Source organism: Mesorhizobium sp. ORM8.1 (genome assembly GCF_053005525.2).
Genome location: NZ_JBRKPX020000002.1, coordinates 154,363 through 167,475, shown reverse-complemented (window position 1 = coordinate 167,475; position 13,113 = coordinate 154,363). Strand labels below are relative to the sequence as shown.

At 58.3% G+C, this 13,113-nt stretch carries 14 protein-coding genes and 2 pseudogenes; 7 read left to right on the top strand and 9 right to left on the bottom strand.

Annotated features, from left to right (window positions below):
- Positions 1-500: 500 nt before the first annotated feature.
- Positions 501-653: a hypothetical protein gene (locus tag ACVDG8_RS37645; protein WP_447250469.1), complete on the bottom strand. Its 153-nt coding sequence runs from the start codon at positions 651-653 to the stop codon at positions 501-503.
- 258 nt (positions 654-911) lie between these two features.
- On the opposite strand from ACVDG8_RS37645, the gene ACVDG8_RS37640 reads away from it, so the two are divergent.
- The 5 genes and pseudogenes from ACVDG8_RS37640 to ACVDG8_RS37620 all read left to right on the top strand — a co-directional run bounded on the left by ACVDG8_RS37640 (position 912) and on the right by ACVDG8_RS37620 (position 5,553).
- Positions 912-2,039, top strand: coding sequence for an S-(hydroxymethyl)glutathione dehydrogenase/class III alcohol dehydrogenase (locus ACVDG8_RS37640; protein WP_447250468.1), 1,128 nt, complete (start codon positions 912-914; stop codon positions 2,037-2,039).
- A 68-nt stretch (positions 2,040-2,107) separates the two neighbouring features.
- Positions 2,108-2,677 (top strand): S-(hydroxymethyl)glutathione synthase, encoded by a 570-nt coding sequence (gene gfa, locus ACVDG8_RS37635; protein ID WP_447250467.1) that lies wholly within the window; start codon positions 2,108-2,110, stop codon positions 2,675-2,677.
- 244 nt (positions 2,678-2,921) lie between these two features.
- Positions 2,922-3,743, top strand: a complete 822-nt coding sequence (panB, locus tag ACVDG8_RS37630; protein WP_447250466.1) for a 3-methyl-2-oxobutanoate hydroxymethyltransferase — start codon at positions 2,922-2,924, stop codon at positions 3,741-3,743.
- 244 nt (positions 3,744-3,987) lie between these two features.
- A pseudogene (locus tag ACVDG8_RS37625) lies at positions 3,988-4,381 on the top strand (Re/Si-specific NAD(P)(+) transhydrogenase subunit alpha); the annotation flags it as partial.
- Positions 4,382-4,455: 74 nt separating this feature from the next.
- The gene (locus ACVDG8_RS37620; protein WP_447250464.1) at positions 4,456-5,553 is read left to right on the top strand and encodes an IS630 family transposase; all 1,098 of its coding nucleotides are present in this window, start codon (positions 4,456-4,458) and stop codon (positions 5,551-5,553) included.
- Between the two features lie 16 nt (positions 5,554-5,569).
- Here the strand turns inward: ACVDG8_RS37620 and ACVDG8_RS37615 are convergent.
- A protein-coding gene (locus ACVDG8_RS37615; RefSeq protein ID WP_455707930.1) for an IS5 family transposase occupies positions 5,570-6,324 on the bottom strand; the annotation gives its coding sequence in 2 pieces (ribosomal slippage) (positions 5,570-5,991 and positions 5,991-6,324; 756 coding nt in all).
- 128 nt (positions 6,325-6,452) lie between these two features.
- On the opposite strand from ACVDG8_RS37615, the pseudogene ACVDG8_RS37610 reads away from it, so the two are divergent.
- Positions 6,453-6,698 (top strand): annotated as a pseudogene (locus ACVDG8_RS37610) (Re/Si-specific NAD(P)(+) transhydrogenase subunit alpha); the annotation flags it as partial.
- A 25-nt stretch (positions 6,699-6,723) separates the two neighbouring features.
- Here ACVDG8_RS37610 and ACVDG8_RS37605 read toward each other — a convergent pair.
- From ACVDG8_RS37605 to ACVDG8_RS37595, 3 genes are read right to left on the bottom strand one after another with little or no spacing between them, the layout of a single operon-like run.
- Positions 6,724-7,344, bottom strand: coding sequence for an NUDIX hydrolase (locus ACVDG8_RS37605; protein ID WP_447250463.1), 621 nt, complete (start codon positions 7,342-7,344; stop codon positions 6,724-6,726).
- A gap of 45 nt (positions 7,345-7,389) precedes the next feature.
- Positions 7,390-8,739 (bottom strand): gamma-glutamyltransferase, encoded by a 1,350-nt coding sequence (gene ggt / locus ACVDG8_RS37600; RefSeq protein ID WP_455707929.1) that lies wholly within the window; start codon positions 8,737-8,739, stop codon positions 7,390-7,392.
- Positions 8,649-8,936, bottom strand: a complete 288-nt coding sequence (locus tag ACVDG8_RS37595) for a hypothetical protein (RefSeq protein ID WP_455707959.1) — start codon at positions 8,934-8,936, stop codon at positions 8,649-8,651. The genes ggt and ACVDG8_RS37595 overlap by 91 nt, the downstream gene beginning before the upstream one ends.
- Between ACVDG8_RS37595 and ACVDG8_RS37590 the strand changes: the two genes are divergently transcribed.
- Positions 8,881-9,012 (top strand): hypothetical protein, encoded by a 132-nt coding sequence (locus ACVDG8_RS37590; RefSeq protein ID WP_455707961.1) that lies wholly within the window; start codon positions 8,881-8,883, stop codon positions 9,010-9,012. The genes ACVDG8_RS37595 and ACVDG8_RS37590 overlap by 56 nt on opposite strands.
- Before the next feature lie 119 nt (positions 9,013-9,131).
- Here ACVDG8_RS37590 and ACVDG8_RS37585 read toward each other — a convergent pair whose 3' ends face one another.
- Genes ACVDG8_RS37585 through ACVDG8_RS37570 form a run of 4 tightly spaced genes read right to left on the bottom strand, consistent with a single transcriptional unit; the run spans position 9,132 to position 12,970 of the window.
- Positions 9,132-10,139 (bottom strand): ABC transporter ATP-binding protein, encoded by a 1,008-nt coding sequence (locus ACVDG8_RS37585; protein ID WP_447250461.1) that lies wholly within the window; start codon positions 10,137-10,139, stop codon positions 9,132-9,134.
- An 11-nt stretch (positions 10,140-10,150) separates the two neighbouring features.
- The gene (locus tag ACVDG8_RS37580) at positions 10,151-11,122 is read right to left on the bottom strand and encodes an ABC transporter ATP-binding protein (RefSeq protein WP_447250460.1); all 972 of its coding nucleotides are present in this window, start codon (positions 11,120-11,122) and stop codon (positions 10,151-10,153) included.
- Positions 11,123-11,156: 34 nt separating this feature from the next.
- Positions 11,157-12,014, bottom strand: a complete 858-nt coding sequence (locus ACVDG8_RS37575) for an ABC transporter permease (RefSeq protein ID WP_447250670.1) — start codon at positions 12,012-12,014, stop codon at positions 11,157-11,159.
- A gap of 14 nt (positions 12,015-12,028) precedes the next feature.
- Complete coding sequence (locus ACVDG8_RS37570; protein WP_447250459.1) at positions 12,029-12,970, bottom strand: ABC transporter permease; 942 nt, start codon at positions 12,968-12,970, stop codon at positions 12,029-12,031.
- Positions 12,971-13,113: the final 143 nt, after the last annotated feature.

Below are 13,113 nucleotides of genomic sequence, written 5' to 3'. Positions count from 1 at the left end.
CCACTCCCTTCCACGGCGGTCGAACAGTCAAAAGGTAGGATCCTCGGCTGGGGGATATACGTGGTGCAGCTGCCTCGGAATTGCCGGGCAATCGAACCAGTTCCTTGAAAGTACACCTCGGGAACGGACCTCATGGCGGGTCTCCGGCAAGTAGCTTGCATGTTGCGGCTTCGCCCTCCCCACCCACCGCGCGGACCGTGCGCGACGGTCAATTCGTCGCGTTGCGAACTGCAGCCACGTCGTCATCGGACCGACGCGGCGCTTATTGGGAGTATAGCCGTGCCATTCTGCTGACTGCGCCTTGCCGAGCTCATGCATGTCGCCGTTAATCGGTTGGGGGAGACTTATGAGTCAAACTCATAGCAAAGGAACAAAAAGCGCTTGAGGTACCAAACCTCGGGGCGTAAGCAATGCTCGATACCGGTGGAAAATATCGGGGTGACCCTTCGAGTTTCGGACTTTGGAATAGCATACGCAAGCCAAATGCTGAAGGATCTCGGTCAGTTAGGCGAAGGAGCGGAGAACCCGAAAATGTGCAACTGATGATTGCTGACAAGATCTGCGGCAGCTTGGCCCTTCTCCAAAAGGAGCGCGCCGGCGAAGGCCAAGAAGTCCACATTGACACCACGGTGGCGTTCGATCTGATTGATCACTTCTGGTGTCCTCGGACCGCTCGAAAAAGGGCTGGAATATCAGAGGACTTGATGCCGCAACGCCGTCCCCACGCCAGCAAGGACCGCTGTGGCCAATACCGACGCACATTGGGCCAAAATTTTTGAGTTCCTCGGGCGCTCAGAGCTCGCTAAGAATCCACCCGAGCCAGACTGCGGAATTCAGGCTGGAGGGATGGCCGATTAGCTTCACAGTTTGCTTGGCGTAACTTTCTGGTTTCATCTGAAAGGTATCGGTTCATGAAAACCCGCGCCGCTGTCGCTGCCGCCGCAGGAAAACCGCTGGAGATCATGGAGGTCGACCTCGACGGTCCGCGCGAGGGCGAGGTGCTGGTCGAGATCAAGGCGACCGGCATCTGCCACACCGATGAGTTCACCTTGTCGGGCGCCGATCCAGAAGGCCTGTTCCCGGCCATCCTCGGCCATGAGGGCGCCGGCGTGGTCGTCGATGTCGGCAAGGGCGTCACCTCGGTCAAGAAGGGCGACCATGTCATTCCGCTCTATACGCCGGAATGCCGCCAGTGCCCGTCCTGCCTGTCCAGGAAAACCAATCTGTGCACCGCCATCCGCGCCACGCAGGGCCAAGGCCTGATGCCGGACGGCTCGTCGCGCTTCTCGATCGGCAAGGACAAGATCTTCCACTACATGGGCTGCTCGACCTTCTCCAATTTTACGGTCTTGCCCGAGATCGCGCTGGCCAAGGTCAATCCCGACGCGCCCTTCGACAAGATCTGCTACATCGGCTGCGGCGTCACCACCGGCATCGGCGCGGTCATCAACACGGCACGCGTCGAGCAAGGCGCCACCGCCGTCGTTTTCGGCCTCGGCGGCATCGGCCTCAACGTCATCCAGGGCCTTCGCCTTGCCGGCGCCGACATGATCATCGGTGTCGACCTCAACAACGACAAGAAGGCATGGGGCGAGCGCTTCGGCATGACGCATTTCGTCAATCCGAAGGAGATCGACGGCGACATCGTTCCGCACCTGGTCAACATGACCAAGCGCGGCGCCGACCAGATCGGCGGCGCCGACTACACGTTCGACTGCACCGGCAACACCAAGGTGATGCGCCAGGCGCTGGAAGCCTCGCATCGCGGCTGGGGCAAATCGGTCGTCATCGGCGTCGCAGGGGCTGGCCAGGAGATCTCGACCAGGCCGTTCCAGTTGGTCACCGGCCGCAGTTGGATGGGCACCGCCTTCGGCGGCGCGCGCGGCCGCACCGACGTGCCGAAGATCGTCGACTGGTACATGGAGAAAAAGATCCAGATCGACCCGATGATCACCCATACGTTGAAGTTGGAGGACATCAACAAGGGGTTCGACCTCATGCATGAGGGCAAGTCGATCAGGAGCGTGGTGGTTTACTGAAGCAAGGCCACACGCCGCCGACCGACCGGCCAGCGACCTCTGTGGTTCACAACTGGGAGGAGAAGAAAATGGCGGAAAAACTGCATCCGAAGATCGACAACGGTTTGCCGAAGGAAAGTGCTGCCTTTGCCGGCGGCACGCTGGTCTGCGCCTGCACCAGCGAGCCGGTGAAGGTGAAGGTCAAGGGCCAGATCGCCCACAACCATGCCTGCGGCTGCACCAAGTGCTGGAAGCCGGAGGGCGCGGTGTTCTCGGTCGTGGCCGTCGCCGGCACCGGCGATGTCAGCGTCACCGAGAATGGCGACAAGCTCAAAGTGGTCGATCCGGCAGCGCTGATCCAGCGCCATGCCTGCACCGGCTGCGGCGTTCACATGCATGGCCCGGTCGAGCGCGACCACCCGTTCAAGGGCCTGACCTTCCTCCATCCCGAGCGCTTCGAGGAAGACGGCTGGTCGCCGCCGGGTTTCACCGCTTTTGTCTCGTCGATCATCGAATCCGGTGTCGATCCGAAGCGGATGGACGGCATCCGGGCGCGGTTGAAGACGATCGGGCTGGAGCCCTATGACTGCCTCAACCCCGGCTTGATGGACTATATCGCCACCTGGACGGCGAAGAAGTCCGGCGCGCTGCCGGCCTGAGAGACCCGACCTCAGATTCTTACCCACTGATCGTGAGAGGACTGAGGTGGCTCAGGTCACCTCGGTAGCTCAAGGCAACGGTCGATCCCTTCCACTGCGAGCACTCCCAAGTCAATGGACTGGAGCAGTTTTGGTCATCGGCGCTAGCACCGGGACCGACAAAGGATACATCCCGAAACACCCTGACCGGATAATATTGCGCAGGAACTCAAGACGGTGCTGTTGATGACAAGAGTCGAGGATTATGGGTGTCGAGAGAAAAGATAAGGCGTTGACGCCTTCAGAAATAATGGTCCGCAAGAATGGCGCTCCGCTCGTCTGCCTAACGGCCTATACTACCCCTATCGCCAATCTCGTCGATCGCCATTGCGATATCGTCCTGGTGGGAGATAGCGTGGGAATGGTTCTTCATGGTCTACCGTCTACGTTGGGTGTAACGCTCGACATGATGATACTACATGGCAAGGCCGTGAGGCGCGGCCTGGCACATGCCCTGATGGTTGTGGACATGCCGTTCGGTTCCTACGAGGGAACTCCCGAGCAAGCCTTTCAGAGTGCCGCGCGTGTGATGGCTGAAACCGGATGCGCGGCAGTGAAGCTAGAGGGCGGCGCGCGTATAGTGCCAACGATAGGCTTTCTAACTGCCCGTGGCATTCCCGTCATGGCTCATGTCGGTCTGACGCCCCAGGCTTTCAATGTGCTCGGCGGTTACAAGGTTCAGGGCAGGGGTGCGGCATCCAGTCGGGTCATCGACGATGCCGTTGCCGTCGCCGAAGCAGGGGCCTTTGCGGTTGTTCTGGAAAAGGTCCCGGAATCAATTGCCCGTGCGATTACGCAACGGATTTCCATCCCCACTATAGGCATCGGCGCTTCCTCGGCGTGCGACGGACAGATTCTTGTAGTAGACGACATGCTCGGTCTGTTTTCGTCGTTCAAGCCCAAATTCGTCAAACGGTATGCTGAGCTGTTAGGTGATGCGGACCATGCCATAGCTTCGTACGCCGAGGACGTTCGACAAAGGCGCTTTCCTGCGAGCGAGCATGTCTTTGCTGACGTTTCAGGATGACATTGTTAATATTGGCACCGAGGTGGCCGGTATGTCGCCGGTCTTTTCTAGCAAGATGGGGCGGCATCGATCGCTCAGCTTCCTTGGCGGCGACCGACTCACGGTTGCGCCCTATCAGGAGAAAGTGGATCTAAGAAGATTGGCGCACTTAGGAGACCTTTGTGGGAGAGATGGTTGGCGCGATCAAATCGGCGGCGCACATGGCAAGGCTCGGCTATCAGGTCGTGGTCGAAGCACGTGCCGGCAGACGCTGATCTCCCTGTTCTACCCCGGCCAAAACGATGCGTTGCTCGAGCTTGCTAACAAGAAGGGCGTTACCGTCATCGCAATCGACATGGTGCCGCGTATCAGCCAGCACAGAGATGGAGGCGCCCCCTTGAGGCCAACAGCGCCGGCTACTGGGTGGTCATCGAGGCGGTGAACAATTTCGGTCGCTTTTCGGATCAAGTGACGGTCGCCGGCGAAGTGCCAGGTGCTGGTAATTGGCGCAGGCGTCGCCGGGCTTGCTGCAATGGAGGCGGCCCGTGGCCTGGGTGACGATCATGCGCGCCTTCGACGTCCGCCCCGAACGTGCCGAAATCGATGAGCGCGAGTTTCTATTTCTCTATTTCTCGACTTCTCGGACCAGCAGGATGACGCCCCAACTAGTCACCTGGAACCAAAGTAAGGTTCATTTTGTTGGGCTTCTGTCACAAGAGCAGGAGTTTGATCGATGGTTGGCAGGCAGGCGGACGTCGTCGTTCTGAGCGACGCGGATAGAAGTTTTCTTGAATCTCAGGTGCGCCGGCATAAAGCGCCACGCTCCTTGTCGGATCGATGCCGGATGATCCTTTTGTGCGCGCAGGGCTTGCAAAGCAAGGACGTTGCCGAACGCCTGGGTGTTCACGAGCACACGGTTGGCAAGTGGCGCCGCCGGTTCATACAGGATGGTATTGAAGGGCTGACAGATGAATATCGTGCGGGTCGACCGCGAACTGTCTCCGATACCCAGGTTGCCCAGGTCGTCGAGCGTACGTTGAACACCACTCCTAAGGATGCCACGCACTGGTCCATCCGTTCGATGGCAGCCGACAGCGGCCTTTCGCATACCACCATCCGTCGGATCTGGACCGCGTTTGGCCTGCAGCCGCATCGTGCCGAGACATTCAAGCTTTCCTCTGATCCGCTCTTTGTCGACAAGGTGCAGGACATCGTCGGTCTTTACATGTCGCCTCCGGACCGGGCGGTCGTGCTTTGCGTGGATGAGAAGTCGCAAATCCAGGCCTTGGATCGCGAGCAGCCTGTGCTGCCCATGGCGCCGGGCGTCGCCGAACGGCGCACCCATACCTATGTCCGCAACGGCACGACATCGCTGTTTGCCGCGCTAGATGTTGCCACCGGGGCGGTGATCGGTCAGTGCTACAAGCGTCACCGGGCCACCGAATTCCTCGATTTCCTGAAGCGGATCGACGCCGAAATGCCCGATGGGCCGGACGTGCATCTGGTGATGGACAACTATGCGACCCACAAGACGCCGAGGATTAAGGCCTGGCTCGCGCGCCGCCCACACTGGCATGTTCACTTCACGCCAACGTCGGCATCCTGGATCAATCAGGTCGAGCGGTGGTTCGCCGAGCTGACGCGAAAGCAGTTGCAGCGCGGCGTACACCGTTCCACCGCAGAACTGGAGGCCGACATCGACGCATTCATCGAAACCCACAACGAAAACCCCACCCCATACAAGTGGGTCAAATCCGCCGACCAGATCCTCGCATCGGTCAAGCGTTTCTGCCAGAAGACAATGAACCGAACTTCAGATTCAGGTGACTAGGCTCAGGACTCATTGATCAGAGCCAGAAGATGACGGCGGCTGCGATGCAGATGGGCGAGAAGAATGTGTGGGCACATCGGTCGTAGCGGGTGGCGATGCGCCGCCAGTCCTTGAGCTTGGCGAACAGGTTCTCGATGTTGTGGCGCTGGCGGTAGAGCGTGGTGTCGTAGGCGTATGGGACTTTGCGGCTCCGGCTCGACGGGATGCACGGCTCGATGTCCCTGGCTTCCAGTTCCTCGCGGAACCATGCGCTGTCGTGGCCGCGATCAGCGATGAGATGAGAGGCTGGCGGCAAGGCGTCAGGGACGAGACGGGCACCCTTGTGGTCGCTCATCTGGCCTTCTGACAGGAGCAGGATGATCGGCCGGCCTTCACCGTCGCAGACGGTGTGGAGCTTGGAGTTCAGTCCTCCCTTGGTTCGCCCGATACGACGGGGAACATCCCCTTTTTAAGCAGGCTCGCCGCCGTGCGGTGCGCCTTCAGATGCGTCGCATCGATCATGATGCGCTCGGGCTTCGGTCCTTCCCCGGCAAGGCCGGCGAAGATGCGGTCGAACACTCCCATCAGACTCCAGCGGATGAAGCGATTGTAGAGCGTCTTGTGCGGGCCGTAGCCGGCCGGCGCGTCTTTCCACTGCAGCCCGTTGCGGATCACGTAGATGATGCCGCTCACCACCCGCCGGTCATCTACCCGGGGAACTCCGTGCGACAGCGGGAAGAACGGCGATATCCGCACCATCTGGCGCTCGCTCAACAGAAACAAATCACCCATCACGGCCTCCAATTGGAGACCGTGAATCACATCTCAAACGGAATTAATAGGTCCTGAGCCTAGCGGCTGTGCCGCACCCTGACGTCCGAATTCCGTGCTCAAGCAAACGGAACTGTTTCGTCCCCAAGGCTCCTCAGGTGGATTTAGTCATCACAACGGCCCTAATCCCGACCGTGATGCGCCTAAATCTTCGGCCGCCGATATGGTGAGTCCGGTTCGGTCGTGGTCGATCTCGCAGCCGAGCGCGGCGGCAATTGCGACTGACCGTCTCAGCCCAGAAGATTGTTGTGAAGAACGGTGTCACAATCGTCGGCCACACTGACTTTCACAGCCGCGTCGGGCCCAGGTCTTCGACCAACGCCAACAACATCCGCATTTTGTCGCCGATCTCTGCCGTATCTACTGACGCGCAAATTCCGGCTGTTCAATGTCTGACACGCGGGTGATACGTCCCATCAGCGTCTCCATAAACTGAAACAAAATTGCCGCAGCCGGGGCATAAAGGTAGGAGCTACCAATGGCCAAGCGCAGAGCTGGCCGAGAGCTGTCCGCAACGTAAAACCACTCAGCTATGCCAGGTGAGCTCAGATGCAGAAGCGATATGGTGAATGCTCGTGCGACCTCGCTGGGGTTGGGCCGGATCTCTCCCATATCTCCCACCCAAACAATAACGGGCGACATCACATAACCCGACCGTGATACGAAGTCATCGAGTCTGCCGAGGATGCGGTCTTCTGCGACGACTATCCCCAGTTCTTCCCTCAGTTCACGCAGTGCAGCTTTTACAGCTGTCTCGCCCATGTCGCGCTTGCCGCCGGGAAACGCAAACTGGCCTGGATGCGCACGGAGCGCAGACGCCCGTTTGATCAGTCCAACTGCCGGTTCGCCACCGGCCAGACCAACTGGGATGCAGACCGCTGCGCCCTTTAGATTGCCGCGAGGGGCCTCCTGACGATACCGTTCAAAACTCTCGAATATTCGACGGATCTCGTCTGGATCGCCTGGCAAGGTAGTATGCATGTCGATCTACGCTGTTGATTGGTCTTGCTGTAAAGTGATAGGTTGTCAAACTGGCGAATTGGCGGGGATTGTTGGCGGCGCTTCAGGCCAGAAGTGCACATCCGATCGCGCCAATCCGCCTCCCAAAGCGGCCACGGTTCCATCAGCGCGCCAACAGCTTGCTCCAATCATGCTAGCGTCGTCGCAAAACGCGATGCCGTTCATGCCGCCAGCAATCTGGGGCACGACAACACAATCATGGCCCTTGCCTCTCAGCGCCTTTACCACATTTTCCGGTACGGTGTCCTCGACTTCGAGCGTGTCCCCTTCGGCAAAAATCCGCGGCGCTTCGACGGCTTCCTGCAACGTCATCCCATGATCGAACAGATCCACCAAGACTTGCAGGACGGTCGGGAAAATACGTTTTCCGCCGGGAAGACCCAGCGCATACCGAAGTTTCCCATCCTTTTGTGCTATGGTCGGAGCCATGGACGTGGTGACCCGTTTGCCAGGCTCGAGCGATTGCGTTCTGCCGGGCACCGGATCGAACACCGCCAAATAGTTGTTGGGGATCATTCCAGTCTCGGGAACCATAATGCGTGCGCCGAAGATCGAGCTTATGGTCTGGGTGCTGCAGACGAGATTTCCTTCGGCGTCGGCGATCGTGATGTGCGTGGTATTTGGGCTTTCACCGGTGGACAGTCCGCTTGACCAATTCTGCGCCTGCTTGAGATCAATCAAACCGCGCCGCTGCCTTGCGTAGTCGGAGGACATCAATGTCTCGACCGGCACGCTCACAAATGCCGGATCGCCGGTTGCTTGTTCCCGGTCGGCAAACGCAAGCTTCATCGTTTCGGCGAGTATATGAATCATCTCGGCGCTGCCGAATCCGATGCTGCGCAGGTCAAATCCTTCCAGGACCTTGAGCATCTGGACAATGTGGACACCTGCGGCGGAGGGAGGCGGAACCGATGTCACCTGCCAGCCGCGATACTCGCCGGAAATTGGAGACGCCTCCTTGACCCGATAATTTGTCAGATCAGCTGAAGACAAGATGCCGCCCTGCCGTGCGAGGCAAGCCACCAACGCCTCGCCGAAAGTTCCCCCATGGATTGCTTCGGGCCCAGCGGAGGCGACGGCAACCAAAGTCTCGGAATAGAGTTCGTTGGCCAATCTGTCGCCCGCTCGAAGGGGTTGGCCCTTTGGCAGCAGCCACTTTGCTATCGTTTCATCCTGCAGAAGGTCGTCTGCCGCATCTTCGATGCAGGATTGCAAATAAGGCGTGACAATGAAGCCGCGTCTGGCGATGCGGATAGCCGGCTCGATCACGTCGGCCAATGTGAATTTGCCCCAGCGCCGCTGCATCTCGCACCACGTCGGAAGCGCGCCGGGTACCGCGACGGACTTCGCCCCCACGGAATTGGCTCGATCAACCACGGCATATTTGTCGCGTGTGAGAGAGGAAGCGGCTGGAACAAATCAGGACGAGCCGCTGAAGGCACCGCACAGTTTCCATCCAAGACCCGGGTCTCGCCATCGGCCGTTCGCAGCAGGGCCATGCAGCCGCCCAAAAGCCCGACCATCATCGGCTCGACCACGGTCAGGGTAAACAATGCCGCGCTCGCCGCATCGAAGGCGTTTCCGCCTGCCAAAAGCATTTCCGATGCCGCGGCAGTCGCCAAAGGATGATTGGTGACAGCCACGCCCCGACTGCCGGCCGCCGCTTGCTTTTCGCACTGGAAAGTCGTAGCGGCGCGGTCCCGCCATCTGTGGTTGCCGTTCACTGCTTGCCTCTCGAAATCAAGACGTCATGACGATTTCGGCCAAGTTCGGCTTGGGCCAACGGAATTGAGGTGGCAGGCCGACAGATGACCTGCGCCGACGGGTAGCAACGCAGGTTCTTCGGACCGGCATCTGTCAAAGACGAACGGACATCTGCTGGCGAACCTGCATCCGACAGGCAAATCGATTGGACTCGGGATCTCGCCTTTTAGGAGGCGTCTATCCCGCTTCATACCGGGATCGACCACAGGAGCCGATTCCAGCAACGCCTTCGTGTAAGGATGGTTGGGAGAAAGAAAGACGTCTTTCGTCGAACCGATCTCGACGATCACGCCCAGGTACATGACCGCGACCCGCTGCGACAAATGCTCAACGATCGCCAGATCATGGCTGATAAACAGTATCGCGAGACCCAGTTCGTTTTGCAGGTCGCCCAACAGATTTACGATTTGCGCCTTGACCGAAACATCTAACGCTGAGACGGCCTCGTCGCATACGATTATTTCGGGCTCCGCCGCCAACGCCCTGGCTATTCCAATCCTTTGACGCTGCCCGCCTGAAAATTCGTGCGGCCGCCGGTTCATCGCCTCCCGCGGCAATCCAACCATCTTCAATAAAGCCGCTATGCGTTCGGTGACATCCTTGCCGCCAGCCGCAATGGAGAAATTCAACAGCGGTTCGGCAATGATGTCCCTGACATACATACGCGGGTTGAGGCTTGAAAAAGGGTCTTGAAAGACGACTTGGAAAGACTTGCGAAGTGGGCGCAGTTGCCGGGTTGAAACATTGTCTATTCTTGCCCCGTTGATCCATACCTCGCCGGACGTCGGGACTGTCAGCCGCAGAATCGCTCGTCCGACGGTTGATTTTCCGCACCCGGATTCGCCAACGATGGACAGTGTTTCTCCTCGGCCAATGTCGAAGGACACTCCATCCACGGCGTGAATGGCGGACGCCTTGCGGGAAGACAACATGCCGCTCGGCAACGGAAAGTGCTTGGTAAGATTGCGCACAGACAGAACGGGTTGTTCCATGTCGGTTCCCCTCATTCCGCGTGATGGCAAGCGACTTGATGATCTGGTCGCTTCTCTTCAAGAGGCGGAGCCACGGTCAAACATATATCTGTTGCTCGCGGACATCGCCCCGCAAACACGCAACCCTTTATCAGCGCCGAGGTGCTCGGGATGCTTCCGGGTATTTCCGCCAATCTGCTTTCGCGGCCACTCGCACTTGCGCCGAGCTTCGGCACGGCGTTGAGCAATCCGATCGTATAAGGATGGAGGGGCGTGCGAAACAGAGACGCAACGCTTGCCTCCTCGACCTTATAGCCGGCATACATCACCACGACCCGGTCGGCAACCTCGGCCACTACGCCCAAATCGTGCGTGATCATGATTATGGCCGAGCCAATGCGGCTTTTAAGATCGCGTATAAGTTCGAGAACCTGCGCCTGAATAGTCACGTCAAGCGCCGTCGTCGGCTCGTCGGCGACCAACAGCTTCGGCGAGCAGGCAAGCGCCATGGCGATCATGACGCGCTGGCGCATGCCGCCCGACAGCTGATGCGGATACTCCTTCAATCTCCGCTGGGGCTCGGGAATGCCGACGAGCGACAGCAATTCTGCCGATCCTATCCGGGCCTGCGCCTTGCTCATCTTCCTGTGAAGACGCAGCGGCTCCCCAATCTGACGTCCAACGCTCATAACGGGATTCAGACTCGTCATGGGTTCTTGAAATATCATGCTGATCTGGTTGCCTCTGACAGATCGCATTTCCTTCTCGGAAAACCCGAGAAGGTCCTTGCCCTCGAACAAAATCGACCCGGTGATCTTGGCGGGCGGTTCCGAAAGCAGCTTCAGGATCGACATCGCGGTCACGGATTTACCGGAGCCGCTTTCGCCAACGATCGCGACCGTCTGCTGCCTTTCTACCTTGAACGACACGCCATCGACAGCTCTGTTAAAACCGCCGTCGCTTTGAAAGCTGACGTTCAAATTGTCCACGGTAAGCAAAGTCATCGGTGTCCCATCGGAAGCAGGCCATCCATTAGTATTACGAACCTGAAATCTTGCGTGGAGCCATGGCGTCTCGAATTCCATCGCCCAACATGTTCACCGAAAGCACAGTGACAGACAGGAAGATGGCTGGAAACGCGATCATATGCGGATAAATCTGCCAAAGCGCCCGACCTTCAGCGATAATGTTGCCCCATGACGGGGTGATCGGCGGCACACCGGCGCCGATGAATGACAGGAAGGATTCGGTGATCATGGCGTTGGCGCAAACGTAAGTAGCCTGCACACTGAGTGTCGGCACGGTATTGGGCAGAATGTGCCGCAACATGATGACCGGAGTCCTGGTGCCGGTGGTAATCGCGGCCTCCACAAAGGGCTGGTCGCGTATCGATAGGACGACACCCCTGACGAGCCGGGCCATTCGCGGCGTCTCGGCGACGGTAATCGCTCCGATCACAGTCCACAAACTCCCGCCGGTCAGGGCCATCAATGCGACCGCCAGGAGGATGGACGGTATCGCCATCAATCCATCAGTTATTCGCATTATTATTCCGTCGAGTGCACGAATGAACCCGGAGACCAAGCCGATCGCAAGACCCAAGATAGATGTTACAGCAGCGACGCTGAAGCCAATGGCGACCGATACGCGGGTTCCGTAGATAGTGCGCGCATAGATGTCGCGACCAAGTGCATCCGTACCAAACCACGCGGAGTGCGAAGGCGGCAGATTGCGCTTTATCGGGGCGACGGCGGTTGGATCGGCGAACGAAATCCACGGCGCGATCAACGCAATTATGATAATAATCGCCAGTAAAATCATCCCGATAGCTAGGCTCGGGTTCTTTCTTATCATCCAAAGCACATCCTTTCCGAATGAATATCTCGGCTCATTCATAGATAAGGTTGCGGTCAAAATCTTATCCTCGGGTCAAGATATATATACATTATATCGATGATTAAATTGACGAAAACGTAAGATAGACTGAATAGTAAAACCACACCTTGTATGACCGGATAATCTCGACGGAGGATCGCATCCACAGTGAGGCGGCCCAATCCGGGAATGCCGAAGACAGTCTCGGTTACCACGGCACCTCCGATCAGCATGGCGACGCCAATGCCGACAACGGTGACGATGGGGACGGCCGCATTCTTCAGGGCGTGGACAAAAAGAACGGACCAATTCGACAGGCCCTTAGCACGGGCCGTTCGTACGAAATCCTGATGCAGAGTCTCGAGCATCGCTGTTCGCGTTATCCGCGCGATGAGCGCGATATAGGAGAAAGCGAGCGCGAAGGAGGGCAGGATCAGGCTATCCAGCCAGAGAAAGATTCCCCTGTGGAGTTCGGAATAGCCTTGCACGGGTGTAAGGCGAAGCTTCAGGCCAAATACATAGGCAAGCAAATAACCGACTATGAAGCCGGGCACCGAAAACCCAAACACGACAAACATCATGACAAGTCTATCGACCAGGGTTCCCTCCCGGCTCGCGGCCAATACGCCAAGCGGCACTCCAATGACCACAGAAATCAGTGTTGCGAGAACCATAAGAGACAGTGTCGGTTCGATGCGTTGCGCAATCAGGCTCAGTACCGATTGTCCGGCAAACAGGGACGTCCCAAGATCCCCCTGGCAAATACTCAAGAACCAATCGACGAACTGAACGACGAAGCCCCTGTTGAGCCCGAGCAATTCCCGTATCTTCCCTACATCCTGTACCGACGCCTGGTCTCCGGCAATCAAGGCCGCAGGATCGCCCGGGGCGAAATAGAGAAGCGAGAAGACGAAAATCGCAACAACGCCAATCACGGGAATGGTCGACAGGATGCGTCGAAAGATGTAAGTGGCCATGCTTCTTTGTCCATTAGTCGACGTTTTCGAACAGGCTCACGCTCTTGCGCCAACTGGTCAGGCCTCTGAGCCGAGGCGCAGGCCAGAGATACCTTGATGAAGGTCGATTTTGAAGAGTAAGGCGCTCCGGCGCTGGAAACATG

Coding starts and splice junctions, on each gene's coding strand:
- ACVDG8_RS37640 (WP_447250468.1), top strand. CDS start 912: ATGAAAACCCGCGCCGCTGTCGCTGCCGCCGCAGGAAAACCGCTGGAG.
- gfa (WP_447250467.1), top strand. CDS start 2,108: ATGGCGGAAAAACTGCATCCGAAGATCGACAACGGTTTGCCGAAGGAA.
- panB (WP_447250466.1), top strand. CDS start 2,922: ATGGGTGTCGAGAGAAAAGATAAGGCGTTGACGCCTTCAGAAATAATG.
- ACVDG8_RS37620 (WP_447250464.1), top strand. CDS start 4,456: ATGGTTGGCAGGCAGGCGGACGTCGTCGTTCTGAGCGACGCGGATAGA.
- ACVDG8_RS37605 (WP_447250463.1), bottom strand. CDS start 7,344: ATGCATACTACCTTGCCAGGCGATCCAGACGAGATCCGTCGAATATTC.
- ACVDG8_RS37590 (WP_455707961.1), top strand. CDS start 8,881: ATGCAGCCGCCCAAAAGCCCGACCATCATCGGCTCGACCACGGTCAGG.
- ACVDG8_RS37585 (WP_447250461.1), bottom strand. CDS start 10,139: ATGGAACAACCCGTTCTGTCTGTGCGCAATCTTACCAAGCACTTTCCG.
- ACVDG8_RS37580 (WP_447250460.1), bottom strand. CDS start 11,122: ATGACTTTGCTTACCGTGGACAATTTGAACGTCAGCTTTCAAAGCGAC.
- ACVDG8_RS37575 (WP_447250670.1), bottom strand. CDS start 12,014: ATGAATGAGCCGAGATATTCATTCGGAAAGGATGTGCTTTGGATGATA.
- ACVDG8_RS37570 (WP_447250459.1), bottom strand. CDS start 12,970: ATGGCCACTTACATCTTTCGACGCATCCTGTCGACCATTCCCGTGATT.